The organism is Amycolatopsis sp. NPDC089917, assembly GCF_040684635.1.
GTDB lineage: Bacteria > Actinomycetota > Actinomycetes > Mycobacteriales > Pseudonocardiaceae > Amycolatopsis.
In genome coordinates this window covers 222,507-248,343 of record NZ_JBFBGL010000001.1, presented here as the reverse complement: position 1 = coordinate 248,343, position 25,837 = coordinate 222,507, and the positions used below count along the sequence as shown (strand labels likewise).

Below are 25,837 nucleotides of genomic sequence, written 5' to 3'. Positions count from 1 at the left end.
CGGAGGTTGTCATGGCCGGACCGGCGCGCCGCCACCTGATTTCACTCAATGATCTCGACGACGAAGACCTGCGATGGATCGTCGGTCGCGGAGTCGAGTACGCACTCGGCCACCGGACGGGCGAACAGCCGTTACGCGATTTGGTCGCGGGTATTTTGTTTCGCAAAACCTCGACCAGAACCCGGACGTCCTTTTCCGCGGGCGCACTCAGGCTCGGCGCGAAGCTGATCAATTACGGTCCCGGTGATCTTCAGGAGAACACCGGTGAGACCATCGAGGACACCGCCGCCGTGTTGTCGGGCATGCTCGACCTGCTCGTGGTGCGGACCTCCGGCAGCGAGGCCGAACTTCGTGCCTACGCCGTGGGCAAGCGGATGGCCGTGATCAACGCGATGTGCGCGGACGAGCACCCCACCCAGGCCCTCGCCGACCTCACCACGCTCACCCAGCGGTTCGGCCGGGTCGACGGTCTGCGCGTGCTCTACGTCGGCGAGGGCAACAACACCGCGTCGGCGCTGGCTCTGGCGTTGTCCCGCTACCGCGACACGGCCCTCTACTTGCGTACGCCGACGGGCTATGGCCTCGAACAGCGTTTTCTGGACCAGGCCGAGCTCAACGCGAAACGCAGCGGCGCACTGGTGGAGGAGCGGCACGACATGGCCGCGCTCCCGGTCGTCGACGCCGTCTATACCACGAGGTGGCAGACCACCGGAACGGTCAAACACACCGAGGACTGGCGTGAGGTGTTCGCCCCGTTCCACGTAGACGCGGCGGTGATGGCCGAGTCCGGTGCGAAGGTGTTCCTCCACGACCTTCCCGCGCATCGCGGGGAGGAAGTCGCGGCGGAAGTCCTCGACGGACCGGCGAGTCTCGCGTTCACCTTGGCGGAGAACAAGTACCACAGCGCCCGGGCCGTACTCGAATGGTGCGCGGGTCCGGTGCGCGATGCCTGACGAAGTCCTCCTGCCGGGCGGCGAATGGCGGCTGTGGCGGGAGTTCGCCCTGCGTGGGCCGGGATTCCCCGCCGCCGGGGTGCTGCGGCTGGCGCCGTTCGGACTCGCCGAGGCGGCGGACCGGCTCGCCGACACCGCGGGCCCCGAGTGGCCGGCGTTCGAGGAATTGTTCGCCGGCGCGATGGTGGACAACGTCAAGGAACTGCAGGAAATCGCCGCTTTGCCGGATTTCCAGGCCGCGGTGGCTTGGCAGAACCCGGCGCTTCTTCAGCGCGGCATCGGCTTGTTCCTGGCGTGGGATCCCTCGGTGGACGGACGCACGAGCAAGCGCCGTGAACGCGAAGAGCTGGTGGCGCACTACTGGCAGCGGTTCTGCGTGAAGAACGACACGATCGGTTTCTTCGGCCCGGTGGGCTGGGGCCGATGGGACGAGTCGGCCGAAGGTGTCGTCGTGGAACCGGGATCCGGCCTGGTCGCCGAGTCGAACGTCTACTTTTCCAGCTGGGCGGTGGACGCGGTCGCCCGCACGGTCGGTGCCGATCCTCGGCTGCGGGCCTGGATCGCGCCGCGCCGGGTGTCGTTCGTCCGGCTCACCGGTGACCTGGTGCGGATGCCCGGACGGAGCCCGCACCGGCTTCAGCCGCTGGAGCGGGAGGTTCTCGCGCACTGCGACGGAACCCGCCGTCCCGCGGAGATCGCGGCGGAACTCGGACACGGGACGACCGAAGACGCCGTCATGTCCCTTCTGGACGAATTGGTGCGGCGTCGCCTGATCGTCTGGCGGCTGGAGGTCCCTACCTGCGCGTATCCCGAACAGCACCTGCGTTCCGTCCTGGAGCGGATCACGGACCCGGAGCTGCGAGAGGCCGGGCTGTCCAAAGTGGCGGTCCTCGAACACGGCAGGGACCGGATCAAGGCGGCGGGCGCCGACGCCACCGCGTTGTCCGCGGCGTTCACCGCGCTGGAGAACGAGTTCGAGGCGCTGACCCAGGTCTCGGCCCAACGCGCCAAGGGCACGCGCACGGCACCGTGCCGGGCTCTGATCTACGCCGACTGCCGCCGGTCCGCCACGGTCCGGATCGGCGACACGATCCGCGACGAGCTGACCCCGCTCGCCCTGTGCCTCACCGCCGCGCGCTGGATGACCGGCCGGTTCGCCCAGTCCGTCGGGGATCGGATCCGGCAGGCGTACGACCGCCTGCGCGAACGGGACGGGAGCGTGGACCTCGCGTCGTTGTGGATGGAGTGCCTGCCCGCCCCGCACGGCGGATCGATCGACGACATCGACCGCGTCCAGGGCGAGCTGCGGGACCGCTGGGCGCGGATCCTGCGGGTCCCGGCCGATGCCCGGCGTGTCCGATTGTCCAGTGCGGACATCGCGGACCGGGTGCGGGACGAGTTCGGGGAGACCGGTCCGAGCTGGCCGCAGGCCCGCTACATCAGCCCGGACGTCCTGGTCGTGGCCGACGACGCCGCCGAGGTGGCGCGCGGGAACTTCGAGCTGGTCCTCGGCGAACTGCACGTCGCGATGAACACCGCCAGCACGTCGTTGTGGGTGATGCAGCATCCGGACGCCGGACGGCTGTTCGCCGAGACCGCGGTCGACTTCCCCGGCCCGCGTCTGCTGCCGATGCTGCCGAAGGAACAGCCGCCACGATGGTCGGCGCGCAGCCGGATCTCCCTGGACCGGCCCGAGGACTACTACGTTGGCTTGGTGGACCACACGGTCGATCCGGAGCGGGGGCGAACGGCGCTGAGCGCGGACGTCCGGGTGGAAGAGCGGGACGAGGGGCTGGTCGCCGTGCTGCCCGACGGCGCGGAGTTCGACCTGCTCGACGTGTTCAGCAACGCGATGACCAACCGCGTCATGGACCGGTTCGCGTTACGGCCCCTCGCCGGTCATTCGCCCCGGGTGACGGTGGACAAGCTGGTGGTGGCCCGGGAGTCGTGGTCGGTGCCGGTGGAATCCCTGGGGTTCGTGTCGGAGAAGTCGGAGGCGCGGCGGTTCGTGCTGGCACGCCGGTGGCGCGAGGAGCTGGGTCTTCCGCGGTTCGTGTTCGTGGTTTCGCCGGGGGAGCCGCGTCCGTTCTATGTGGACTTCGACGCTCCTGTGTTCGTGAACATCTTCGCGAAGGCTGTGCGCCGGCTGGCCCGTCAGGATCCGGCGGGCCGGTTGTCGATCACGGAGATGCTGCCGTCACCGGAACAGGCGTGGCTGACCGACGACAGGGGCAATCGGTACACCTCAGAATTGCGCTTCGTCGCGGTCGACCAGTCCGTCCGATGACCGTCGAAGCGCCCCGGCTCGGCTCGGCCGACGTGGTGATGGCGGCGCGGCGGACCGCGGGCCGGATCCGGCACACGCCGCTGCTGGCGGCGGACGGCCTGCCGGGGATCCTGCTCAAAGCCGAACATCTGCAGCACGGCGGCTCGTTCAAGACCCGCGGCGCGGCGAACGCGATGCTCGACCTGGCCACCGCCCACGTCGTGACCGGCTCGTCGGGCAATCACGGGATCGCGGTCGCCCGGCTCGGCGCGGAGATGGGTGTCGAGGTGACGGTCGTCGTCGCCGGTGGAGCGCGGGCCGACAAAGCCGCCATCATCGGCAGGCTCGGCGCGCGGGTGATCGAGGTACCCGGAGGGGTGGCTCAACGGGACCGGTACGCACGCGAGCACGCCGCCCGCATCGGTGCGGCCTTCGTACCGTCCTCGGACCACCGCTCGGTGGTCGCCGGAGCGGGCACGGTCGGGCTGGAAGTGTTCGAAGCGATACCGGATCTCGACGCGATCTTCGTGCCGACCGGCGGCGGTGGCCTGCTGGCGGGCGTGTGCCTGGCCGCCGAGGGATTACGCGGAGCACCGCGGATCGTCGGCGTGGAGCCGTCGACGGCCCGGCGCTACGCCCGGTCGTTGGAGGCCGGCTGCCCGGTCGAGCTGCCGCCGTCCGGCACGGTGGCCGACGGGCTGCGTGGCCAGCGGCCGGGTGAGATCCCGTTCCCGATCATCCGGCGCCGGGTCGACGAGCTGATCGAGGTCACCGACGAAGAGATCCTGGCGGCGATGGATCTGCTGCGTCGCGACGGGGTCGAGGCCGAACCGAGCGGGAGCGTCGCCCTCGCCGGTGCCTTGCGGACGCGGTTCACCGGCCGCGCCGTCGCCATCGTGTCCGGTGGGAACACCCCCCGGCGCTGCCGCGCCGATGTCCGATAGCCCCGAGGAGCGTTGCCGACATGGTCTGGTTGAGCGGGAAATGGCGGCTGTGGGACCAGTTCGCGGTGCGGGGCGCGGGTTTCCCCGCGGCGGGCGTGCTGAGGCTCGCGGAGGAAGGACTGGCGGCGGCCGCGGACCGGCTCGACGCCGGGCTGTCCGGGCCGGGGTGGGACGTGTTCGAGAAACAGTTCGCGACCACGGCGGTGGAAACGGCTGTGGAGCTCCAGGGGATCGCGTCCGCGCCGGAATTCCGGGCCGCGGTCGAGTGGCAGAACTCCACCATCTGGCGAACCGGCGTCGAGTCCTTCCTCACGTGGGAGCCGTCGGTGTCGGGCCGGACCAGCAAACCCCGCCAGCGTGAGGAAGTGGTCGCGCAGTACTGGCAGCGGTTCTGCGTGAAGAACGACACGATCGGTTTCTTCGGCCCGGTGGGCTGGGGCCGATGGGACGAGTCGGCGAACGGGATCGAGGTCGATCCCGGGTCCGGGCTGATCACGACGTCGAACGTCTACTTCGCCGGCTGGGCTGTCGACGCGGTCGCCCGCGCGATCGGCGACGATCCGCGGACGCGGAACTGGGTGGCGCCCCGCCGGGTGCCCTTCGTCCGGGTGACCGGCGACCTGGCTCACCTGCCGGGCAGGCCGCCCCAGGTGATTCCCGCGGAACTCCGCCCTGTTCTCGAACTGTGCGACGGGGTCCGTTCGGCGCGGCGGATCCAGCGGGAACTGGGCCCGGCGATCGACGTGGCCGCCGCGGTGACGGAGCTGGTGCGGCTCAAGGTGGTCGTCTGGCGTCTGGACGTCCCGGCGAGCGCGCATCCCGAACGGTTCCTGCGAAGCTGGCTGGCATCCGTCGGTGAATCCGGGCTGAGGGAGCAGTGGCTCACCCGGCTGGACGAGCTGGAACGCGGTCGTGATCGGGTCCGGACGTCGACCGCCGGGGAACTCCCGGCCGGACTGGCCGCGCTGGAGAGCGACTTCACGGCCGCGACCGGCTCGGCGGCCACTCGCGCCAAGGGCGCGAACACCGCCCCCTGCCGCGGCCTGGTCTACTCGGACTGTGTCCGGGCGGCGCGAGCGCGGCTCGGTACCGGCCTGATGGCCGAGCTCGCCCCGCTCGACCTGCTGCTGACCAGCGCGACCTGGCTGACAGCGCGGCTCGCCGACACGGTGCTGAGCCACGCGCGGAAGGTCCACACCGGCCTCGCGGCCGCCGGGCCCGTCGACCTGGCCTCGTTCTGGTTCGCGTGCATGCCGATCCTGCACGGTTCAGCGGTGGCCGAGGCCGCATCCCTTCGCCGGGAGCTGGCCGGCCGGTGGGCGCGCATCCTCGACATCCCCGACGGGGCCCGGCGCGTCCGGGTGTCCGGTGTGGACATCGCGGACCGGGTGCGGGACGAGTTCGGCGACCCGGCCCCCGGCTGGGCCATGGCCCGCTACCTCAGTCCCGACGTGTTCGTCGTCCCCGGCGCCGATCCCGGCTGGGTGCTCGGCGAACTGCACGTCGCGTCGAACACCCTCGGCGCTTCGCTCTTCGTCCACCAGCACCCGGCACGCGGCGAACTGCTCGACGAGACAGCCGCCGACTTCCCCGGCCCGCGTCTGCTGCCGATGCTGCCCAAGGAACACAAGTCCCGGCTCTCCGCCAGGATCCGCTATTCGCTGGACCGGCACGAGGATTACTGCGTGGCCTTGGTGGACCATACAATCGCTCCGGAGCGGGACCGGGCGGTGCTGAGCGCCGACGTCCGGGTGGAAGCACACGGCGAGCGGCTGATCGCCGTGTTACCCGACGGCGCGGAGTTCGACGTACTCGACGCGTTCGGCCACGTGCTGACCACATTGGCGATGGACCTGTTCCGGATCATGCCCGACGCGGACCATTCGCCCCGGGTGACGGTGGACAAGCTGGTGGTGGCCCGGGAGTCGTGGTCGGTTCCGGTGGCAAGGTTGGGCTTCGGGGCTGAGAAGTCCGAGGCGCGGCGATTCGTGCTGGCACGCCGATGGCGCGCAGAACTGGGACTTCCGCGGTTCGTCTTCGTGGTTTCGCCAGGGGAGCCGCGTCCGTTCTATGTGGACTTCGACGCTCCGGTGTACGTGAACATCTTCGCCAAAGCGGTGCGGCGATTGGCCCGTCAGGATCCGGACGGCCGGGTGTCGATCACGGAGATGCTGCCGTCTCCCGAACAAGCGTGGCTGACCGACGACAAAGGGAATCGGTACACCTCCGAACTGCGTTTCGTCGGTGTGCACCGCTGACGATCCGGAGAATCCCGGCCGGGTTTTCTGCGCTTTCTTCCCTCCGAAACCCGGCCGCCGCCCGTCAGGCTGGACGGCATGCTGATCCTGTCCCATGGCGATGTCCGGCGGATCCTCGACGGCGCGGAGCAAGAAGTGCTGGCGGCCGTGCGCAAGGCCTATGTCCTGCACACCCAAGGCCGTTCCGCCGTTCCGCACTCGGTGTTCCTGCGCTTTCCCGGCGACGAACGCAACCGGATCATCGCGCTGCCCGCGTACCTGGAGACGCCCGAAGCGCCGGTCGCCGGCGTCAAGTGGGTGTCGTCGTTTCCCGGCAACGTCGAAGCCGGGATGGACCGGGCGTCGGCGGCGATCATCCTCAATTCGATGCGGACCGGCCATCCCGAGGTGTTCCTCGAAGGGGCCACCATCTCGGCACGGCGCACCGCGGCGAGCGCGGCGGTCGCCGCGGCCACCCTCGGCGCGACCGGCTCCGGGGTGTCGCTCATCGGGGCAGGCGTGATCAACTTCGAGGTCTTGACTTTCCTGCGCGCCCTGTACGCCGAACTGGACTCGGTCACGGTGTTCGACCTTGACCAGGCGCGGGCGGGCGCTTTCGCGGAGCGGTGCACCACCCGCTGGCCGGAGATGAAGGTCGACGTCGTCACCAGGGTCGAGGACGCCGTCGCCGCGCATCCGCTGGTGTGCCTGGCGACCAGTGCCACGGTCCCGCACCTGGACGGCTCGCGCTGTCAGCCGGGGGCGTTGATCCTGCACCTGTCGTTGCGCGACCTCACCCCGGAGACGATCCTGGCGAGCACCAACGTCGTCGACGACGCCGACCACGTCTGCCGGGCCGCCACGTCACTGCATCTCGCGGAGCAGCGGGCGGGCGATCGCGGCTTCATCGCCCACTCGCTCGGCGAACTCCTCCTCGACGGCGATCGCTACCGGCGTGACCCGGACACCCTCACCGTCTTCTCGCCTTTCGGCCTCGGCGCGCTGGACCTCGCCCTCGCGGATCTCGTCCACCGGCGCGCCCGCGAAAGCGGTCTGGGCACAAACGTTCCCGACTTCCTCGGTTCCTGATCACCCGAGAAGTTCTCTCGCATCCGCGCCAGCACGGACTCGCGGCCGACGAACCGGGGATTCCTCGGCGGCACCGCGTACCAGATCGCGGGCGGGCCGTCCCTCACCACCTGTTCGCCGCCGTGAGTCACTCTTCTCCCACCTCACCGATCGGGTTCCGGACCGATCCCTGGATGAGTCGATCGGCGTGACCGGATCATTACGACTTCGGGAATCGTCTCGGCTACGGCGAACACCCGTTCGCATGCCGAACTGCTCGAAGCATAGCTTTTGGCGCATGGTTAATCGTTGTCGAGCGCATTCCCCGTGAATGGCGACACTTCGATTCCCGCCCAGGTCGGACGCCAAAGCCGGGACCGCCTCGCCGATCGGGGAGCGTGGGTGGATCCCTGACCTCGAAGGGAATGCGGGAGACGTTCGGAAGTCGTGACCGAACTGTCGTTCTCCGTCGCTCGACGGCGGTCGGTTCCGCATCGTGGGCGACTCACCGTTCGTGTGAAGCTGTTACTGTAAGTTGGCGGCGCTGACTCTCTGTTGATACTCTTCTCTGCGAGATGCCCGCACTTACTATCGAAATCCGGTGACCGGGTTAACGTAATTCCTGAACCAGAAACAAGCCGTTTGAATTAACGTCGTCGGCGTTCGACGGGGATTTTTCGGCAGCCCGGTCGTCCCTGAGACGACGGTGGGCACTGTTCCGCGGTCACCTCCGCGGCGTGCCTTGGATTGGCATTTCCCGGCTCCTGTGGCACTGGCATGCCGCCTGAGTCAAGTAATCAAATCATGATCGGAAGGATAGCGAGATGAACCACAGCCCGCCAGGGTTTTCACCGAGAACGCTGACGAAGTGCACCCTGACTCATCTTGCCCAGTCGGCTGACCTCAACCACCAGGGAGATGTCAGCGGTTTCGTCATTTTCCGGCTGATCGACCACGCGGCTTGGGTGGCCACTCTCGAGCACAGCAACGGCCCGACAGCCACCCGTGCGGTGAAGCGGATGGAGTTCCTGAACCGGGTCAAGGAAGGCGCGCTGCTGCATGCCTACGCTCGGATCGAACAGGTCAACAACACCTCGATCGAAGTCTGCGTGAAGGTCACCGCCACCTACTGGACGGGGTGGGCCGACAGCCCTGAAGACGTCCCGGAGCCCCCGACACCAGTGGCTTCGGCGGATCTGGTGTTCGTGGCCATCGACTCCACCGGAACACCGCGGCCCGCGACCCCGGTGCCTGCGACCCGGTCGTCATCCGAAGACCTGCATCGGCAGCGGAGCACCGTTTCCGGGTAACGGTCCCCGTCGACTCCTGAGCTGAACGCGACGAGGTCATGTCGAGCATGGCCGCCTCGCCGTCGAGCAGACGGTGAGGCGGCCATGCGGCATGCCCTGGCCACGTACCCGCTCCGGCCGCCGGGGCATGAGATTCACCGGTGGAGACGGACTTTAATGATCGTCACGTCCGGCCGGACGGGTGTTCATGGCCAGCGGGACGGCGTCGCGGTCGCGTGGTCCGTCCACAGTGGATTCCGCAGGACGGGAAGGCGTCAGGCGGAACAGGGCCATCGCGCTGATCATGCTGACGCCGCAGATCGCGACCAGATACCAGGTGATGCCGGTGGTCTCGCCGGTGGCGTTGAGCACCGCGGTGGCGATCATCGGGGCGAGCCCGCCGCCGAGGATCGCGCCGCCCTGCAGCAGCAGCGACATCCCGGAGAACCGGACGTTGACCGGGAAGGTGTCCGCGATGATCGCGCCCTGGACGCAGTGGGTGATCGGGACGACCAGTCCCATGCCCGCCAGTGCGAGCAACGCGAGCCCGGTGTCGCCGGTGTTCAGCAACGGGAAGAACGCGAGGCACCACAGCAGGAGCGCGGCGGATCCGGCGACGAACATGGTGCGCCTGCCGTGGCGGTCGGCGATCCGGGTCCAGATCGGAATGGTGGCGAACCACAGCGCCGCCGATCCGGTCACCGACAGGATCAGGAACTGCCGGTCGTAGTGGAGGTTCTGGGTTCCGTAGGACAGGGTGAAGACCATGAACACGTAGGCGACCGCCGAGTTCGCCACGCCGACCAGCAGGGTCAGCGCGAGCCTGCCGACGCCGACCTTGAGCGCCGCGCCGAGCGGGAACCGGACCACCTGGTCGTTCCGGGTCATCCGCGCGAACGACGGCGATTCGGTGATCCGCAGCCGGATCATCAGGCCGATCGCGACCAGCACGAAGCTCAGCAGGAACGGGATCCGCCAGCCCCACGTGGCGAACGCGCTCGCGGGCATCACCGCGCTGCTGCCGAGGAACAGCAGGTTCGCCAGCACCAGGCCGGCCGGGGTGCCCATCTGCGGGAACCCGGCGTACCGGTTCCGTTGATCGGCGGGTGCGTGTTCCATCGACATCAGGGTCGCTCCCGCCCCTTCTCCGCCGAGTCCGATGCCCTGCACGATCCGCATCGCGACCAGCAGGATCGGCGCCCAGATGCCGATCGCCTGGTAGTTCGGGATCAACCCGATCAACGTGGAGCCGATACCCATCAGCATCAGCGACACCACGAGGGTGGACTTGCGTCCGATCCGATCACCGAAGTGGCCGAACACCAGGCCGCCGAGCGGGCGGGCGATGAACCCGACGGCGAAGGTGCTGAACGCGGCGAGGGTGCCGACCGTCGGGCTCAGCGAGGGGAAGAACTGCTTGTTGAAGATCAGCGCGGACGCGGTGCCGTAGAGGAAGAAGTCGTACCACTCAAGGGTGGTCCCGGCGAGCGTGGCGGCGGCGATCCTGCGGGGCGCGGGTGCGTTCATCTGCGAAAACCCAATCGACTCTGGCGACAGCCGACCGCGGCTGCTGGCGATTGGGCAGAAGCCTGACACCGTGAGGCATAGGCCACAAATGCCGAATTGCCGTTCTGATATGCCCAAACAGGTATGCCTCCGCGCGCAGCGCGGAAGGCGATATGCCCTTTCGGGTATAGCTGGCGAGCAGATGCGCATTTGTTCCGCATGGCGCGGCCGGTCAGAGTGAACGGCATGACGCAGTCAGCGCGGTGGATCCGCAACTTCGTGGACGGTGAGTTCGCCGAGCCGGACGGACCGGGGTTCCCGGCGGTCGATCCGGCGACCGGCACGGAGTTCGCCAGGGTGCACGAGGCCGGCCGGGAGCTGGTGCACCGCGCGGTAGTCGGCGCACGCGCCGCGTTGCACGATGGCTGGGCGGACACTCCGGTGCGGGAGCGGACCGCGTTACTGCGCCGGGCGGCCGATCGGATCGAGGACCGGTTCGAGGAGTTCGTGGCGGCCGAGGTCGCTGACACCGGAAAGCCGGTCACCCAGGCCCGCGAACTGGACGTGGCCCGTGCGGTGGCGAACTTCCGTACGTTCGCCGACGTGATCGCGGCCGCCGGCCAGGAATCGTTCGTCACCGATCTGCCCGGTGGGGCCCAGGCGCTGAACTACGCGGTGCGCAAGCCGCTGGGCGTGGTCGCGGTGATCGTGCCGTGGAACCTGCCGCTGCTGTTGCTGACCTGGAAAGTCGCACCCGCGCTCGGCTGCGGCAACGCGGTCGTGGTCAAGCCGAGCGACCAGACCCCGTCCACCGCGACCCTGTTGGCCGAGGTGCTGGCCGAAGTCGGATTGCCCGCGGGCGCCTACAACGTGGTGCACGGGTTCGGGGGTGACTCGGCGGGGCAGTACCTGACCGAGCATCCCGGCATCGACGGGGTGACGTTCACCGGCTCGTCGGCCACGGGAACCCAGGTGATGCGCACGGTCGCGCCACGGGTCCGGCCGGTGTCGTTCGAACTCGGCGGGAAGAACGCCGCCATCGTGTTCGACGACGCGGACCTCGACGAGACGCTCGCCGGGCTTACCCGGTCCGTGTTCGCGAACACCGGGCAGGTGTGCCTGTGCACCGAGCGGGTGTACGTGCAGCGTCCGGTCTTCGAAGAGGTGGCGGGCGGATTGGTGGAACGGGCGCGCGGCCTGCGGCTCGGCGACCCGTCGGCTGAGCGGACGACCACCGGCCCGCTCATCTCTCCGGAGCACCGGCTCAAAGTGCTGGACTACCTCGCACTGGCGCGAGAGGCCGGCGCCGAAACCCTGACCGGCGGCGGCATCCCCGAGATGGGCCCGGGATTCGACGGCGGCTCGTGGCTGGAGCCGACTCTGTGGACCGGCCTGACCAACAAGGACCGGCCGGTGCGGGAGGAGATCTTCGGCCCGGTGGCCGCGCTGATCCCGTTCGACACCGAAGACGAGGCTGTCGCGTTGGCCAACGACACCGAATACGGGCTGGCTTCCTCGGTGTGGACACAGGATCTGCGTCGGGGACACCGCGTCGCACAGGCCATGCACGTCGGCATGTCCTGGGTGAACACCTGGTTCCTGCGCGACCTGCGCTCGCCGTTCGGCGGGATGGGGCTTTCCGGGATCGGCAGGGAGGGCGGCGCCTCTTCGCTGCACTTCTACACCGAGCCGACGAATGTGTGCGTGCGGCTGTGACCGCGCCGATCGAAGAGGAGGCTCAATGACAGCAGAACGTCGTACTCGACCTGGCGCAGGGAGCGGCACATGACGGCCATCGCGGAGATCTCGGCGCTCGCCGATCGGCTGGACACCGCACAGACCACCTGCGCGGACATCCCGAGCCTCGCCGACGATCACGAGCTGGACATCGCCGACGCGTACGCCGTCCAGGCCGCGCTGGTGGCCCGCCGGGAGAGTCGTGGCGAGCGGGTGCTCGGGATCAAGCTGGGGTTGACCAGCAAGGCGAAGATGGCGCAGATGGGCGTGTCCGAAGTGATCGCCGGCAGGCTCACCGGCGCGATGCGGATCGCCGACGGCGGCGAGGTCTCGTTGGCGGGCTTCATCCATCCCAAGGTGGAGCCGGAGGTCGCCTACCGGCTGGCTCGCGACGTCGACCTCACCGACCCCGCGTTCGACGTGGAGTCCGCGGTGGACGCGATGGCCCCGGCGATCGAGATCATCGACTCCCGGTACCGGGATTTCCGGTTCACCCACACCGATGTGGTCGCGGACAACACCTCGGCCGCCGGGTTCGTGCTCGGCCCTTGGCGCGCGTTCGGCGAAGTGGCTGACCGGGCGGTGCGGATCCGTTCCGGGGAACGCGAGGTGATCGGCTCGACGGCGGCGATCCTCGGCGATCCGGTGCGCGCGCTGCACGCGCTGGTCGAGCTCTGCCGGAAGCGGGACATCCCGTTGCGAGCCGGGCAGGTGGTGCTGGCCGGAGCGGCGACCGAAGCGGTGCCGTTCGCGCCCGGCGTCGCCGAGGCGGACATCGCCGGACTCGGCCGGGTTTCGGTGCGGGGGCTGGCATGAGCGGGCTCGTGATTCCCGGACGGGCGAAACCGAGGGGCCGGTTTCCGCATGTGAAGGTCGCGGGAGACCTGATCTTCGTGTCCGGCACCAGCTCTCGCCGCCCGGACAACACGTTCGCCGGCGTCGAGGTGGACGAACTCGGCACCACGAACCTGGACATCCGGGCGCAGACCCGCGCGGTGATCGACAACCTCCGCGGCATCCTGCGCGAGGTCGGCGCCGATCTCTCCGACATCACTCAGATCACCACTTTCCTGGTATCGATGAACGATTTCGGCGGCTACAACGAGATCTACGGCGAGTACTTCGATGAAACCGGCCCTGCCCGCACGACGGTCGCGGTCCACCAGTTGCCGCATCCGCATCTGCTGATCGAAATCCAGGCAATCGCTCATCTACCCAAAGACACGGAGGTTCCGCGATGACCGGTATTCCCGAGGTCGTCAATTTCCAGGCCTGGATCGCCGAGCACGAGCATCTGCTCAAGCCGCCGGTGAACAACCGGACCATGGCGCTCGGCAGCGATTTCATCGTGCAGGTCGTCGGCGGGCCGAACCAGCGCACCGATTTCCACGTCGACCCTTACGAGGAATGGTTCTACCAGCTCAAGGGCGCCATGCACGTGAACATCATGACCGACGAGGGCCAGAAGACCATCCGGATCTCCGAAGGTGACACGTGGCTGCTGCCGGGCGACATCCCGCACTCGCCCCAGCGCCCGGAGGCCGACTCGATCGGCCTGGTCATCGAACGCGTCCGTGAGGAGGGCACTCTGGAGAAGTTCCAGTGGTACTGCCTCGAATGCGCTTCGCTGGTGCACGAAGTGGAACTCCAGGTGCGCGACATCGTCGAGGATCTGCCGCCGGTCTTCACCGCCTTCTACGGCGACGAGCAGGCTCGCACCTGCGGCGGCTGCGGCGCACTCCACCCTGGGAAGGGCTGAGATGACCGGCCTGATCGACATCCACACGCACTACGTGCCGAACGGCTGGCCGGATCTGCGCGCGGACGCCGGGCCGGACGCGCCGTGGCTGCGCGCGGAAACCGAGTCCGAGGCGATGATCATGATGGGGAGCAGTGAGTTCCGCCGGATCGGCGCGGACTGCTGGAACGCGGAGACCCGGCTGCTGGACATGGACGCCGATGGCGTGCGCACCCAGGTGGTCTCCCCGACGCCCGCCTTCTTCAACTACGGCCGGACCGGCGAGCAGGCGAGCCGGGTCGCCCGGATCTTCAACGACCTGGCACTGGAGATCGTCGCACCGGCACCCGACCGGCTGATCCCGTTCTGCCAGGTCCCGTTGCAGGACACCGACGCGGCGTGCCGTGAACTGGAACGCTGCCTGGCCGCGGGGCATCGCGGGGTGGAGATCGGCAACCACGTCGGCGACCGGGACCTGGACAGCGCGGGGGTGGAAACCTTCCTGCAGCATTGCGCGTCGCTCGGGGTCCCGGTGTTCGTGCACCCGTGGGACATGGCCGACTCGCCCCGGCTGGACCGGTGGATGGCGCGATGGCTGACCGCGATGCCCGCGGAGACGCATCTGTCGATCCTGGCGCTGGTGCTCGGCGGGGTGTTCGACAGGATCGACGCGAGCCTGAAGATCTGCTTCGCGCACGGCGGTGGGTCGTTCGCGTTCTGGCTCGGCCGGATGGAGAACGCCTGGCATCGGCGGAACGACGTGATCGGCACCTCGGAGTTCCCGCCGTCGCACTACCTCGATCGGTTCCACGTCGACTCGGTGGTCTTCGACGAGCGGGCACTGCGGCTGCTCGTGGACACGCTCGGCGCCGAGCGGGTGATGGTCGGCAGTGACTACCCGTACCCGCTCGGCGAACGTCCGGTCGGCGAGGTGGTGCGCAAGAGCGGCTTCCTGAGCGAGACCGAGCGGCAGCTGATCACGAGCGGGAACGCCGAACGCTTCCTCTTCACGGCGTGATCGGGCGATCCTGATGCGACATGCCGGTGGCGACGTCGGTCAGGCTGCGGATCAGCGCCTCCACCGACGGGCTGAGCGTGCGCTGGGCGGGCAGGGTGAGTCCGACGCTGTGCCCGATGGGCTCCAGTGCCAGCGCGACCCTGGTTATCCTCGGATCGTCCTTGGTGATCAAGCTGGGCAGGGCGGCGATCACATCGGTTTCCAGCAGCAGCTGCCGCACAGTGAGGAACGACGTGGTCTCCACGCGGTTCGCCGGTAGCGGGAAGTCGTTACGGGTGAACAACTGCTCCAGCTCACGGCGCAGCGCGGTCTCCGCTCCGGGCAGGATCCACGGATACTCCGCGAGGTCGGCCAGCTCGACGCCGGTCGCGCCCGCCAGCGGATGCGTGGTGCGGACCACCAGATCCACCGACTCGTCGTACAGCTTGCGTCGCTCGATCCGCTCGTCCGACGGCGCGGTCAGCCTGCCGATGATCAGGTCGACCCGGCCGGCCTCCAGCTCCACCAGCAGCGCTTCGGGAGAACCCTCCCGTACCACGACGGTCAGGTACGGCCGTTCGGTCTTGATCGCCGCGATCGCACGAGGCAGCAACATGTTCGATCCCGCGAGATGGGTGCCGACCACCACCGTGCCGCGCTCCGCGTCGGCCAGCTCGGCGACATGCCGCCCTGCCTGCTCGAGCTGCGCGAGCACCGCGCGGGCATGCCCGGTGAACGCCTCGCCGAACACGGTCGGGGTGATGCCGCGCGGGCCGCGTTCGAACAGCCGCACGTCGAGGATCTCTTCGAGCTCATGCAGACTCCTGGTCGCCACCGGCTGCGTGACATGCAACTCGGCCGCGGCCCCGACCACGGTGCCTTGTCTGGCCAGCGCGTCGAGCAGGACGAGATGACGGAACTTCAGACGGCCGTCCAACAGACGAGGCAAGAACACCAGCCGATCCTATCCGCGAGGTGCGTATGACCATGACTGTCCGAACCGGATCGATCCGGTATGCCACGGCGGCGCGGTTCGCTCCGCCGGTCGCCGTTTCGGAACGGATGCCGTCCAGTGGGGAGTGCAGCCCTCAACCGCCGTCCCGGCTGGACCACGTGATGGGGCCGCCGCGCGAGCTCGTCACGCAGGGCGAGGACTGTCTCAACCTGACGATCAGCACCCCTCGCCTGGACGACGGGCACCGGCCGGTACTGGTGTGGCTCCACGGCGGTGGCTTCTCCAGCGGTGGCGGGTTGCTGGAGTGGTACGACGGCGGCGCGCTGACGGCCGAAGGCGACCTGGTGGTGGTCGGTGTCAACTACCGGCTCGGCGCCCTCGGCTACCTGTACCTGGACGGGGTCAGCCCCGGCAACCTCGGGCTGGCCGACCAGCTCGAAGCGCTGCGCTGGGTGCGGGCCAACATCGCGGCCTACGGTGGGGACCCGGACAACGTGACGGTCGCGGGACAGTCGGCGGGCGGCATCTCCATCCGGCTCCTGATGGAGATGCCCGAGGCACGCGGCCTGTTCCGGCGGGCGATCCTGCAGAGCGCGCCGCTCGGCCTCGCCACTCGCCCGCCCGCGCATGCGGCGCGCCTCGGCCAGGTGTTCGCCGACGCGCTCGGCAGCGACCCGCGCACCGCCGCGATCACGGAAATACTCGCCGCGCAGAGGGAGACCGCGCTGACCAACCTTCGGCTCACCGGTGACCCGATGGAACCCGCGTTCGTTCCGGTGGACACGCTGGACAAGGCGTCCTTCGCGGACAACGTGAGCGACCTCGACGTGCTGTACGGCTGGAACGCCGACGACATGACCGCGTTTCCCGGCGCCCAGGGCACCGACGAGATCTACCTCGAACCACTGACCGCCCTCGGTGACCGGCTTCGCGAGGCCGGAGCCGTCGTCCGGTCGTATCGCCTGGACTGGCGGCCCGAGGGATCCGAGTTCGGCGCCACCCACTGTCTGGAACTGCCGCTGCTGTTCGGCACCCAGCGGGCCTGGCAGGACAGCCCGATGCTCGGTAAGGTCCCGTGGCCGGAGATCGACACCTTCGGTGCCGCACTCCGCGCCGTCTGGGCGACCTTCGCCCGCACTGGCACCCTTGACCCCACTCCGGTCGCGGGTCACCCCATCAGGTTCGGCCTCGGTTAGGCTCATGCGCGTGGGCGACGCCGGAAGCGAATTCGTTCAGGAGACGGTCGCTTCCCTCCGGTCCGCTCTTCCCTCGGCTCGGGGTTTGGCCCGGGCCCTTGCCGCGCAGGCGGCGTGGGAGGCGACCGGCGACGACGAGTATGTGTCCGAGGTGGCCGCGGTGCTGGAGGGTTTCGGCGAGCGGGACGATCGGGTCGCCGCGGCCGAGATGCTGCGGGCACTACCGGCCACCCCGCGTTCGCTGGCGGCGTTGCGTCGAGGGATGTCGGACCGGGAGCCGCTGGTGCGCCGGCGCAGCGGCGAAAGTCTGCGCGGACTGGCCGGACAACGGCCCGACCTCATGGCCGACGGTGGATTCGCGCGGATTACCGGGGACGATCCGGCTGGTTGGCGTGCTGTTGCCGATGAGGTGCTGAGTGCGTTCGGCACACGGTCCGCGGGACTCTACGGCGACCGGGGGAGCTTCGCCGTGAAGCTGGGGCCCGCGGACTATGTCGCGCCTCATCACCGGGCCGCGCGGGTGTTCCTGGGCGGCGTCACGCTGCGCGGTCCGGATCGGTCGCATGTGCCGTCGCTGCGCAACATCGGCGTGTACGCGACTTATCCCGATCGAGCGCCCGATTACCCGAATCTGCGCGCCGCGCTGGAGCAGTTGGGGTTCGGCGAGCTGCCTGAGCTGATCGCGCTTGACGAGGACGAGACCGCGGCCACCCTGGACGCCGTGGCCGCAGCCCTCGACTTCGACTTCGACGTTTCCCGTTGGTGTGCCACGGAAGTCCTCGTCGGCGACCGGTCACGTATCGCACTGGAGATCGGACCGGCCGACCCTGGCGGGGATCGGCTTCGTGTCTGCACGCTGTGGCTGGACGGTGCTGTCGCGACTCCGTTCGACAACATGGCCTACGTGCCGCAGTTCGTCCACTCGCTGCGGTCGGACGCCGCCCGCTACCGAGCCGGGCGTTCACCGGATTTCGCGTACTGGGGTCCGACCACCGACGACCTGGACGCGGAGTTGCACGCCGACGGCACACTCCGGTACCGGTTGCGTTCACGGATCGAGCACGTCGGCGACCGCGAAGGGGTGGTGCGGCTGAGTGTCGAAGAGATCGTCACCGTCTTGGAGCAAGCTGCCGACGTGCTCAGCCGTCACGGTTGAAGGCCCGCCACACACCCGTTCCGGCGGATCCGGTCGCTCGCTAACGAACTTTCACGGCCGACACCCTCCCGGCTTGATGGCGTGGAGCCCGGATGGCCAGGGGAATCAGGCCGGCGGTGAGGAATCCGAGGGCGGTGAGGAGAAAGGCGGCCTGGTAGGCACCCAAGGTCGGGACGACGTGCTGGCTGTGGCTACTGACGAGGATGGCACCCATGACGGCGCTGGCCGTCGCTGAACCGATGGTGCGGAAAACGACGTTCATACTGTTGGCGATACCGGTCTGGTCGGCTGGTACCGCCATGTTGATACAGATGGGCATGGCGGTGAAGGCCAGGCCCGTGCCGAGACCGATGATGGCGCTGGCCAGGTAGACGGCGACGCGGTGCTCGTGACCCATGATCACGAGCAGCATGGCGACAGCGCTCACCACACCACCCGTGATCAGGCACTGGCGCGGTCCGATCCTGAGGCCGAGCGGGACGGCGGCCAGGTTGCCCAGGGAGCTGGGCAACAGCATCAGACCGGCACCCAGCACAGTGGCGGAGAAGCCGAATCCGGTCTCTTGGGGTGTTTGGACGAACTCGCTGACCATGATCAAAGAGCCGTACATGCCGAACCCGGTCAGGGTTGCGGCGATGCCGGTAAAGGCGACCGTGCGCCGAGTGAGCATGGTCAGGTCGACCAAGGGGTGGCGCACGCGGCGCTCGACGGTGATCCACGCTCCCATGCCCATGACGGTGAGGAGCATCAGGCCGAGGATGCGAGTATCGCTCCAGCCCCAGGTGTTGCCTTTGCTGATTGCGATCAGCAGCGCACACAGCCAGGTGACCAGTGTGAGGGCACCGAGGAGGTCGACGCCGCGGGCGTGGCCGGTCACGCGGTCCGCCGGAACGGCCCTTGATACGGCGAGGAGTGCCACCAGGCTGAGGGCGAACAGCAGCCAGAAGATCGCCTGATACCCCCACCCGGTCATGAGCGCACTGCCGGCCAGTACGCCAAGCCCGCTGCCGATGCCCATGCTCGTGCTGACCAAGGCCATGCCCCGGGCGGGCCGAGGAAGGTGAGTGCGGATGATGCCCACCGCCAGCGGGAACACCCCGGCGGTGGCACCCTGCAGGACGCGGGCAAGCACGAGCAGGGCGAAGGAATGTGTCAGCGCCGCCAACAGGGATCCGGCCACGGGCCCCAGCAGCGCCAGCAGCAGGAGGCGCTTGTGCCCGTAGAGGTCACCGAGGCGCCCGAGCAGGGGTGTGAGTACTGCCGATGCCACCAGGTTGGCGATCATCAGCCAGTTGATGTCGGCCGCTGAAACCCCGAAGTCCCGTGCCAGAGAGGGCAGCAGTGGCAGGAGCGAGGTCTGCGAGATCGGCAGGACGATCATCCCGGTCAGCAGCGCCACGAGCATGACCCACGTCCGGCGCTGCCGCCGGGGCCCGGTCATGTCATCGCGTACAACCGCACCGCCGCCGGTAGCTGGACTGCCATGCCGTGGCGCGCCGGCGGAGGTGGAGCTCATCGCCGGATCAGATGATCGAGGCATCGCGGACGACGGCCTCGCCGAGGGGGATGAGCGCTGACCGGGTGAAGATCATCACCAGGGTGCCGTCAGGCTTGAGTCCTCTGGACTCGAAGGTCACGATCCCGGCTTCGGGGCGCGATTTCGACCGCCGCTTGGCCACCACGGTCGTCTCGGCATACAAGGTGTCGCCGACGAAGACCGGGTTGGGCAAGCGGATGCTTTCCCAGCCGAGGTTGGCGATCGCCTTGGCGCTGGTGCCGTTGGTGCACATCCCCCCGACGATGGACAGCGTCACCAGACTCGAAACCAAGGGTTTGCCGAACTCGGTGTGGCGGGCGTATTCGTGGTCGATGTGCAGGGGATGATTGTTGAGCGAGATCAGGGACTGCCACACGTTGTCGGTCTCGGTAATCGTCCGGCCCGGCCGGTGTTCGATGATGTCGCCGACGTCGAACTGCTCGTAGAACAGGCCCTTGTTTTCGCGGTAGCGCCCGCCACCCAGATCTTCGAAGAACGGTACGGATTTCACATCATCCCCTGGAGTTCGAGAATCGCCTGGGCCCGCTTGAGGAACGGCGGCCCCACCATCAGCCCGTCTACGGTGTGGATGCCCTTCGAGGAGGCGTCGAATTTCTCCACCACCTGCTGCGCCCACGTGACCGCTTCGGCCGTGGGGCTGTAGATCTCATTGATGATCGGCACTTGCCGTGGGTGAACGGCGACCTTGCCGGTGTAGCCCATGTCCACCGACCGGCGCGCCTCGGTGCGCAACAGTCCGACGTCGTCGAGATCGAAGGTGGGAGCGTCCATGACCTGGATCCCGGCGGCGCGGGCGGCCATGACCACCTGCGACCTCGCATAGAGCACGCTCTCCCACGCCAGGGACGCGCCGATCTCAGCGGCGTAATCGGCCAGGCCGAACACCAGCCCGCTCAGCCGCGGACTCGAGGAGGCGATCGCCCTCGCGTTGGCCACCCCGTTGGACGTCTCGATCACCGCCCACACCGTCGAGGCGCGGCCTGCGGCGGTGAGGATCCGATCGGCCAACTCGATTTGCTCAGCGGTTTCGGTTTTCGGAATGTGGATGATCACCGGCTCGATCTCCGCGTCACAGATCGCCAGTAGATCTTCCAGCCCGTCCCGGGTCATGAGGCCGTTGATCCGCACCCCCAAGACCTCAGGCAGATCCTCGCTGGTCAACTTGAGGTACGCCTGCCGGGCCCGCGTCTTTTCACCGGCCGGGACAGCGTCTTCGAGGTCGATGAGGTTGACATCGGCTCCACTGGCACGGCCCTGGCGGAATCGGTCCACGCGTAGCGCGGACGTGACCAGCAGACTCCGGCACAACGGAGCATCGAGTAACGAAGTGTCAGCCATGGGGCACCACGTGCTTGTCGAGCAGGTCGCACAACCGCTCCAGGTCCGGCCGTTCGACGTCGGCCCGGATCATGACCCGCAGGCCTTCCTTGCCCCGGGCGGTGGTCGGGAAGTACACCGGCGCGACGTAGAAGCCGTTGTCCAGCAGCGTATTGGACAGGCTGACGGAAAGACCCGGGTCTCCCAGGATCAGCATGCGAACCGGCATCTGACTGCCGGTCTGGGCGGTGGGAACGCGTTGGTCGAAGTAGGCGAGGTTCTCCCGCAGCTTCCCTTGGAGCAGGGCCAGCTCCGGGCCTTCATGGATGTCGATGCAGGCCCGGACGCTGCCGAGGTTGGCCGTACTCATCGTCTGCGACCAGCACATGGGGCCGGCCATGGTGTTGACGATGCGCCCGATGTCCTGGCGACCGGTCATGATGATCCCGCCGGTGCATCCGAAGCCTTTGACCAGCGAGCCGGTGATGAGGGTCAGCGGATTGAGTTCATCCACGCGTGAGCGCACGAAGCCCTCGCCCTTGGTGCCTATCACTGACATGGCGTGGGAGTCATCCAGCCACAGGAACAGCCCGTACCGGTCCTGCAACTCGAGGAGGGCATCCATGTCGGCCATGCCGCCGGTGGAATACGCCCCATCGGCGATGTACGCCACCCGAGGGTGCTTCTTGCACAGGTCTTCGAGGTAGTTCATGTCGTTGTACGGGCTGATGAACACTGGCGCCTCGTCGGCACAGACCGGCTTCATCAGGTCCATGCAGAAGTGGGCCCGCTTGTCGAAGACGGTGACTCTCGGCTTGCCGTCGATCAGCGCCCCCGAGGTGACCAGTGGTAGCAGCGCCGCTGTGGCCACAGAACAGGAGATCGCCAGGAAGCACTGCGCGTCGAACAGCGTCGAGAATCGCTCCTGGACGTCATACATCAGCGACGACTGAATGCGCGTCGGTGCGATGCCCAGCTCAATGATCTGTTCCTCGCGCAGCGCGTCGATCGCGCCCTGAATCACGGCCGGATGGCGATTGAGACCCAGGTAGGAATACGAGCTCATATTGATGAACTGACGACCACTTGAGCGCTCGACAAGCGACCCGTCAGGGCTGCTTGTGGCGTGCAGGGCGATCAGACCGGCGTCTTCGGCCGCCGTCCAGTTCGGAAGGCTGTAGGCCATCATCTTCTCGGTATTGCGGTACAAGCGGGGGCCGTGGGTTTCCGCCTCGCTCATCGCATTTCGTCCTTTCTGACAAGACTCTCCGGCAGCCATCCGCCAGAAGCGGTTTCCTTTGTGGGCCGCGGCTGCGCATCGATCTCCGGCCGACAGCGCGCACAGCTGGATGACCTTCACGCCAACACCCGGCAAGCGTGGCATGGATCATCCGAAGGAACCGAGACGGCAAGACTGTGACGCCAGTCATGTTGACCTGTTTCAAGTGGAGGATATGCACGCCGAATTAATTGCACGCGCCGCTCGCTTGTGGCGTCTTACCTGGTAAGAAGCATTCGTTCGACAAAGACGTGGTCGTGACGATAAAAATCTTCGCATGTTCTCGACGGGCGGCTCGGTGCATGGGTCATACGAATGTCGCAGCGCGACAGTTTCCGGACGGACAGACAACCGTGCACGTTCGGGCAGACGAATGGCCGGACCCCGTCGCCGAGGCGCCCCTGACACGACTTCGGCCGCACCGCGCGGGTCAGCAGGTCTGATCTCTTGGGTCTCGCCGCGTGCCCCAGGCGACCTCTGTGCCACCCTGCCCCGGCTCAGCGCCGGCCGGGCTCGAATCGCAAGCCGGGAGCTCGCAGGGCGCTTCCGCCGCGGCTCACCTGACCAGGCGGTTTGTCAGCCAACCAAACAGAAATGGACCTGCCCTGCTCTATACGAGCAGCAGGGTACAACGCCCGGCGGCTGGACATCTGGGAGAACGGTGTGATCACGATAGGAAGCCTGTTCCGGGGTTTTCGGAATGGCTGTGGCGTGCTCCAGGAGTGGGTCAAGGGGCGCTACCGGCTGGCGCGGGAGAAGGAGGACCGGGCAACGGCGGAAGTGGTCCTGCGTCAACTCGGGACCGGAGGCGGTGTGTGGCTCGACCGGGAAGCAGACCGGGTCAGAATGATCGTCAGGCCGGTCGATGGCGAGCCGGGCAGCGTTCGGGCTCAGGTGGAGCAGGCCGGGGAACTTCTGCAGCTGAAACAGGGCAATGGAACGTCCGAGCGATGACCTGCCGGAGGCGTCGTCCCCTCGGTCCGACGCGGACATCACGGCCCGCCTCGGCGCCGCGGCAGCCGCACTGCTCGAGGGCTGGTTCGCCGAGCACGCCGGCGCCGGATACAACTATCTCCGGGCCAGGGGCGCCGACGCGGCGACGGCCGAGGATCTTGTTCACGAGGCCTTCCTCGCGATCGGGAAGCACCTTCATAACGGCAGGTCAGTCGAAGATCCGAGAAAGTTCGTGATCGCTGTGGTCCACAACCGGTGGGTGAGGTGGTTGAACAGCACCGAGCGGAACTACCGGCCCCACGCCGAAGCGGGCATGGAAGAAGTGGATGAAGCCAGCCACGATGCGTTCGAACGCGTTCTCGATCAACACGCCCGGAAAGACGACGTCGACATGCTCGCGATAGCCCTGGAGACACTTCCTCCACGCCAGAGAACGATCGTGCGCATGAAATACTTCGTGGGCATGGCGGATGCCGAGATCGCCGAAGCGTTGGAAATCAACAAAGGCACAGTGCGTTTCCACCTGTCGCAAGCGCGCACCGCTCTTAAGAAGTTCTACTCCCCGCACACGAGAAAGATGGGAGGAGAAGCCGAATGAGTGACGATGATCTGGACGCCAAGCTCTCCCGGATGCCAGGAAGCTACGAAGCGGAGTTCGACATCGAGCGAGGGCTCGACCGGCTACGCGCCGCCGGCCACGGCGTCCAGGACACCGGCGACGGAGCTGACGAGGCCGACATGGTCCTGGGCGTGGCGTCCGTCGGCGCATCACGCTCTGGCTCCATGGTGGAGGTGCTCGGCGCCGATCTGCGTATCGACTCGGTGCCACTGACTGCACCTGTCGCGCTATCCGCGCGCGGGACCAGGCTGAAATCCGGCCAGATGTATGTCGACGTCACCGAGTACGAGGACGGGCCGAGCGAGGATTCCTTCCTTGTCTTGAGCCGCCGCCCCCTGAGCGCTGGTGAACTCGCGGACCTCAAGGCCGTCAGAATAGAATTCGTCACGCCGCAGACTGGTGAAACGCGGAAGCTGACTGGCGCTTCTGCTCTCGCTGCCGGCACTGCCTTGTTCTCAGCCGCCGTCGTCGCCGGGGTCGCCCTTGTCGCCGGGATGCCGGAACTGATAGCCGCTGTGGCGGCAAGCGCAGCCACACTCGCCTTCTACCTCGTGAATCTCGCCCTGCTCCGAGGCCAGGCCGCGCGATCGAAGGGCAAGCCCAGAAAGGACAGCGACGATGAGCACGCTTCCGGCTAACAAAGTGCAGGATTCTCACACCCGTGCGCAAACGGCAGGCGGTGCTGGCGAATTGACGCGCGTTACCGTAAACCTGACTCCGCGAGCTGTGCGCGCGTTAGAAAAATCCACAGAGATCACCGGACATTCAACAACGGATGTGATAAACAGGGCGACCCAGCTCTACAGCTACCTGGAACAAGTCAATTCCGACGGCGGGAGAATTTTCATTCGAGATGAGGGTCGCGACGATATGAGCGAGCTGCGGTTGATCTAGCACCGTGGGCATCGTGAGTGCTCGGCAGCTTTCGGAAGCGGCGTCAGTAGCATCCGGGCGTCCGACGCGATTCCCGGGCAGATCCTCGGCGGGCCGGTCCAACGAGAAGAGACGGAGCGAGCGACCTCCGCCTTGAACTACTCGGCGTAGCGATGGCCTCCGAATTCGGTTAGCGCCCTGCGCGCCCGAACAAGCAGTTCCGTACGTTCCGTGCCGCCCGAGGCCACGTACAGCCGGGCCATGATGTGGCCGTCCGAGGTGGACTCTCCCCGCTTCTCCAAAGCACTGATCCGCGACGCTTCGAACTCGGATTCCCCGCTCCTGAACTGCACGATCAGGATGGAGAAGGCGGGCTGCGTGGAAGACAGGAGCCGGACACGTTCCATCAGCGGCCAGGGAATCGTGAACGACGTGTCGCCGTAGCGGATATGGCGCTTGTCGATGATGGTCAGCCCCTCGTCGTTGACGATGAGCAGATCCTTGCCGCCTGGAGCAGCCAACCAAGCCAGGAAGGCCACCAACGCGGCCACGCCCACAGCCAGCAGAAAGAAGGTCATCGGGGACCTGTGGACGGCGGCCCGGGTGGCACTGTCGAACAAGCCGACCACGACGACCGGCACGATGATCGCGGCGAAGCCCTGGCCCGCACCCTCGGCCGCGTGGGACAGCCGGTTCGCGGTTCGGATGCGGCGCGTGGTCAGCTCCACCGCCACCGTGCCGGTGCCGGGGCGGTGCGCTGGTCCTGAATCGGGCGCCTCGGTCCCCGGGCTCGGGTGGATCGTCGAATCGCCGCCGGCACCGGAGTGGCTGGTCAGGGCCAGGACGAGGGACGGGACCGCGATGATGAAGGAGCCGGCACCGGCTATCCAGGACAGCATCTCCAGGTTTCCCGCGAGCAGCAGAATGGCCGTCATCGCCGCGCACGCTGCGGCGGCCGAGATCCCTACCCACGCTCTCCGCATGACCTCACTGTGCCGTATCTCCGGTGGGCTATGTCCTGCTTGGCCACGCAGGTGCGGCGGATGTCGTCGATCGCCTGCCCGTGGTCAGGATCAGGCAGCCGACCGATTTCTCCCTCGTTCGGGGCCTGTGCCGTCCCTGGCGCTGTGGCCGACACTGGGGAGTCCGGCAGCTCGATCGAGGAGGGTGATCCAGGTGGCGAACCGCGACGGCT

Annotated in this window: 24 protein-coding genes; 17 read left to right on the top strand and 7 right to left on the bottom strand. The window is 67.7% G+C overall.

The features are described from left to right. Positions 1-11 precede the first annotated feature (11 nt). The 6 genes from AB0N89_RS01300 to AB0N89_RS01275 all read left to right on the top strand — a co-directional run bounded on the left by AB0N89_RS01300 (position 12) and on the right by AB0N89_RS01275 (position 8,778). Positions 12-953, top strand: a complete 942-nt coding sequence (locus tag AB0N89_RS01300) for an ornithine carbamoyltransferase (RefSeq protein WP_364198942.1) — start codon at positions 12-14, stop codon at positions 951-953. After that, a complete protein-coding gene (locus AB0N89_RS01295; protein WP_364198940.1) occupies positions 946-3,240 on the top strand; it encodes a lantibiotic dehydratase in 2,295 nt (764 codons plus the stop codon). Before AB0N89_RS01300 ends, AB0N89_RS01295 begins: the two co-directional genes overlap by 8 nt. Next, on the top strand, positions 3,237-4,163 hold the full coding sequence (locus AB0N89_RS01290) for a pyridoxal-phosphate dependent enzyme (RefSeq protein ID WP_364198938.1): 927 nt from the start codon (positions 3,237-3,239) through the stop codon (positions 4,161-4,163). The genes AB0N89_RS01295 and AB0N89_RS01290 overlap by 4 nt, the downstream gene beginning before the upstream one ends. Before the next feature lie 20 nt (positions 4,164-4,183). Continuing rightward, positions 4,184-6,421, top strand: a complete 2,238-nt coding sequence (locus tag AB0N89_RS01285; RefSeq protein ID WP_364198937.1) for a lantibiotic dehydratase — start codon at positions 4,184-4,186, stop codon at positions 6,419-6,421. Positions 6,422-6,499: 78 nt separating this feature from the next. Further along, positions 6,500-7,489: a 2,3-diaminopropionate biosynthesis protein SbnB gene (gene sbnB, locus AB0N89_RS01280; protein ID WP_364198935.1), complete on the top strand. Its 990-nt coding sequence runs from the start codon at positions 6,500-6,502 to the stop codon at positions 7,487-7,489. A gap of 803 nt (positions 7,490-8,292) precedes the next feature. Beyond that, on the top strand, positions 8,293-8,778 hold the full coding sequence (locus AB0N89_RS01275; protein WP_364198933.1) for an acyl-CoA thioesterase: 486 nt from the start codon (positions 8,293-8,295) through the stop codon (positions 8,776-8,778). A 153-nt stretch (positions 8,779-8,931) separates the two neighbouring features. Here the strand turns inward: AB0N89_RS01275 and AB0N89_RS01270 are convergent, their stop codons facing one another. After that, a complete protein-coding gene (locus AB0N89_RS01270) occupies positions 8,932-10,284 on the bottom strand; it encodes an MFS transporter (protein WP_364198931.1) in 1,353 nt (450 codons plus the stop codon). Between the two features lie 225 nt (positions 10,285-10,509). On the opposite strand from AB0N89_RS01270, the gene AB0N89_RS01265 reads away from it, so the two are divergent. From AB0N89_RS01265 to AB0N89_RS01245, 5 genes are all read left to right on the top strand, one after another. Beyond that, positions 10,510-11,979: a 2-hydroxymuconic semialdehyde dehydrogenase gene (locus AB0N89_RS01265; RefSeq protein WP_364198930.1), complete on the top strand. Its 1,470-nt coding sequence runs from the start codon at positions 10,510-10,512 to the stop codon at positions 11,977-11,979. Positions 11,980-12,048: 69 nt separating this feature from the next. Next, positions 12,049-12,816: a 4-oxalocrotonate decarboxylase gene (locus AB0N89_RS01260; RefSeq protein WP_364198928.1), complete on the top strand. Its 768-nt coding sequence runs from the start codon at positions 12,049-12,051 to the stop codon at positions 12,814-12,816. Beyond that, the gene (locus AB0N89_RS01255; RefSeq protein WP_364198926.1) at positions 12,813-13,241 is read left to right on the top strand and encodes a RidA family protein; all 429 of its coding nucleotides are present in this window, start codon (positions 12,813-12,815) and stop codon (positions 13,239-13,241) included. Before AB0N89_RS01260 ends, AB0N89_RS01255 begins: the two co-directional genes overlap by 4 nt. Beyond that, positions 13,238-13,759: a 3-hydroxyanthranilate 3,4-dioxygenase gene (locus AB0N89_RS01250; protein ID WP_364198924.1), complete on the top strand. Its 522-nt coding sequence runs from the start codon at positions 13,238-13,240 to the stop codon at positions 13,757-13,759. The genes AB0N89_RS01255 and AB0N89_RS01250 overlap by 4 nt, the downstream gene beginning before the upstream one ends. Position 13,760: 1 nt before the next feature. After that, positions 13,761-14,756, top strand: coding sequence for an amidohydrolase family protein (locus tag AB0N89_RS01245; protein ID WP_364198922.1), 996 nt, complete (start codon positions 13,761-13,763; stop codon positions 14,754-14,756). Here AB0N89_RS01245 and AB0N89_RS01240 read toward each other — a convergent pair. Then, positions 14,746-15,690 carry a LysR substrate-binding domain-containing protein gene (locus AB0N89_RS01240; RefSeq protein ID WP_364198920.1) on the bottom strand — a complete coding sequence of 315 codons (945 nt, stop codon included), beginning with the start codon at positions 15,688-15,690 and terminating at the stop codon, positions 14,746-14,748. The two genes, AB0N89_RS01245 and AB0N89_RS01240, sit on opposite strands and share 11 nt — an antisense overlap. A gap of 32 nt (positions 15,691-15,722) precedes the next feature. Here AB0N89_RS01240 and AB0N89_RS01235 point away from each other — a divergent pair, with 32 nt between their 5' ends. Next, complete coding sequence (locus tag AB0N89_RS01235) at positions 15,723-16,886, top strand: carboxylesterase family protein (RefSeq protein ID WP_364198919.1); 1,164 nt, start codon at positions 15,723-15,725, stop codon at positions 16,884-16,886. 10 nt (positions 16,887-16,896) lie between these two features. After that, positions 16,897-18,042, top strand: a complete 1,146-nt coding sequence (locus AB0N89_RS01230; RefSeq protein ID WP_364198917.1) for a hypothetical protein — start codon at positions 16,897-16,899, stop codon at positions 18,040-18,042. Between the two features lie 40 nt (positions 18,043-18,082). Here the strand turns inward: AB0N89_RS01230 and AB0N89_RS01225 are convergent, their stop codons facing one another. The 4 genes from AB0N89_RS01225 to AB0N89_RS01210 form a co-directional block, all read right to left on the bottom strand. Next, on the bottom strand, positions 18,083-19,441 hold the full coding sequence (locus AB0N89_RS01225; protein ID WP_364198915.1) for an MFS transporter: 1,359 nt from the start codon (positions 19,439-19,441) through the stop codon (positions 18,083-18,085). Between the two features lie 124 nt (positions 19,442-19,565). After that, entirely contained in the window at positions 19,566-20,090 is a 525-nt protein-coding gene (locus AB0N89_RS01220; RefSeq protein ID WP_364198913.1) for a MaoC family dehydratase, read from the bottom strand. Further along, positions 20,087-20,938 (bottom strand): CoA ester lyase, encoded by an 852-nt coding sequence (locus AB0N89_RS01215; RefSeq protein WP_364198911.1) that lies wholly within the window; start codon positions 20,936-20,938, stop codon positions 20,087-20,089. Before AB0N89_RS01215 ends, AB0N89_RS01220 begins: the two co-directional genes overlap by 4 nt. Then, entirely contained in the window at positions 20,931-22,277 is a 1,347-nt protein-coding gene (locus AB0N89_RS01210) for an aminotransferase class I/II-fold pyridoxal phosphate-dependent enzyme (RefSeq protein WP_364198910.1), read from the bottom strand. The genes AB0N89_RS01215 and AB0N89_RS01210 overlap by 8 nt, the downstream gene beginning before the upstream one ends. Before the next feature lie 513 nt (positions 22,278-22,790). On the opposite strand from AB0N89_RS01210, the gene AB0N89_RS01205 reads away from it, so the two are divergent. Genes AB0N89_RS01205 through AB0N89_RS01190 form a run of 4 tightly spaced genes read left to right on the top strand, consistent with a single transcriptional unit; the run spans position 22,791 to position 24,663 of the window. Continuing rightward, positions 22,791-23,150, top strand: a complete 360-nt coding sequence (locus AB0N89_RS01205; RefSeq protein WP_364198908.1) for a hypothetical protein — start codon at positions 22,791-22,793, stop codon at positions 23,148-23,150. Next, positions 23,131-23,748 (top strand): RNA polymerase sigma factor, encoded by a 618-nt coding sequence (locus AB0N89_RS01200; RefSeq protein ID WP_364198906.1) that lies wholly within the window; start codon positions 23,131-23,133, stop codon positions 23,746-23,748. Before AB0N89_RS01205 ends, AB0N89_RS01200 begins: the two co-directional genes overlap by 20 nt. Beyond that, positions 23,745-24,407: a hypothetical protein gene (locus AB0N89_RS01195; RefSeq protein WP_364198905.1), complete on the top strand. Its 663-nt coding sequence runs from the start codon at positions 23,745-23,747 to the stop codon at positions 24,405-24,407. The genes AB0N89_RS01200 and AB0N89_RS01195 overlap by 4 nt, the downstream gene beginning before the upstream one ends. Further along, the gene (locus tag AB0N89_RS01190; RefSeq protein WP_364198904.1) at positions 24,388-24,663 is read left to right on the top strand and encodes a hypothetical protein; all 276 of its coding nucleotides are present in this window, start codon (positions 24,388-24,390) and stop codon (positions 24,661-24,663) included. Before AB0N89_RS01195 ends, AB0N89_RS01190 begins: the two co-directional genes overlap by 20 nt. 137 nt (positions 24,664-24,800) lie before the next feature. Here AB0N89_RS01190 and AB0N89_RS01185 read toward each other — a convergent pair whose 3' ends face one another. Beyond that, positions 24,801-25,577, bottom strand: a complete 777-nt coding sequence (locus AB0N89_RS01185) for a hypothetical protein (RefSeq protein ID WP_364198903.1) — start codon at positions 25,575-25,577, stop codon at positions 24,801-24,803. Positions 25,578-25,837 lie beyond the last annotated feature (260 nt).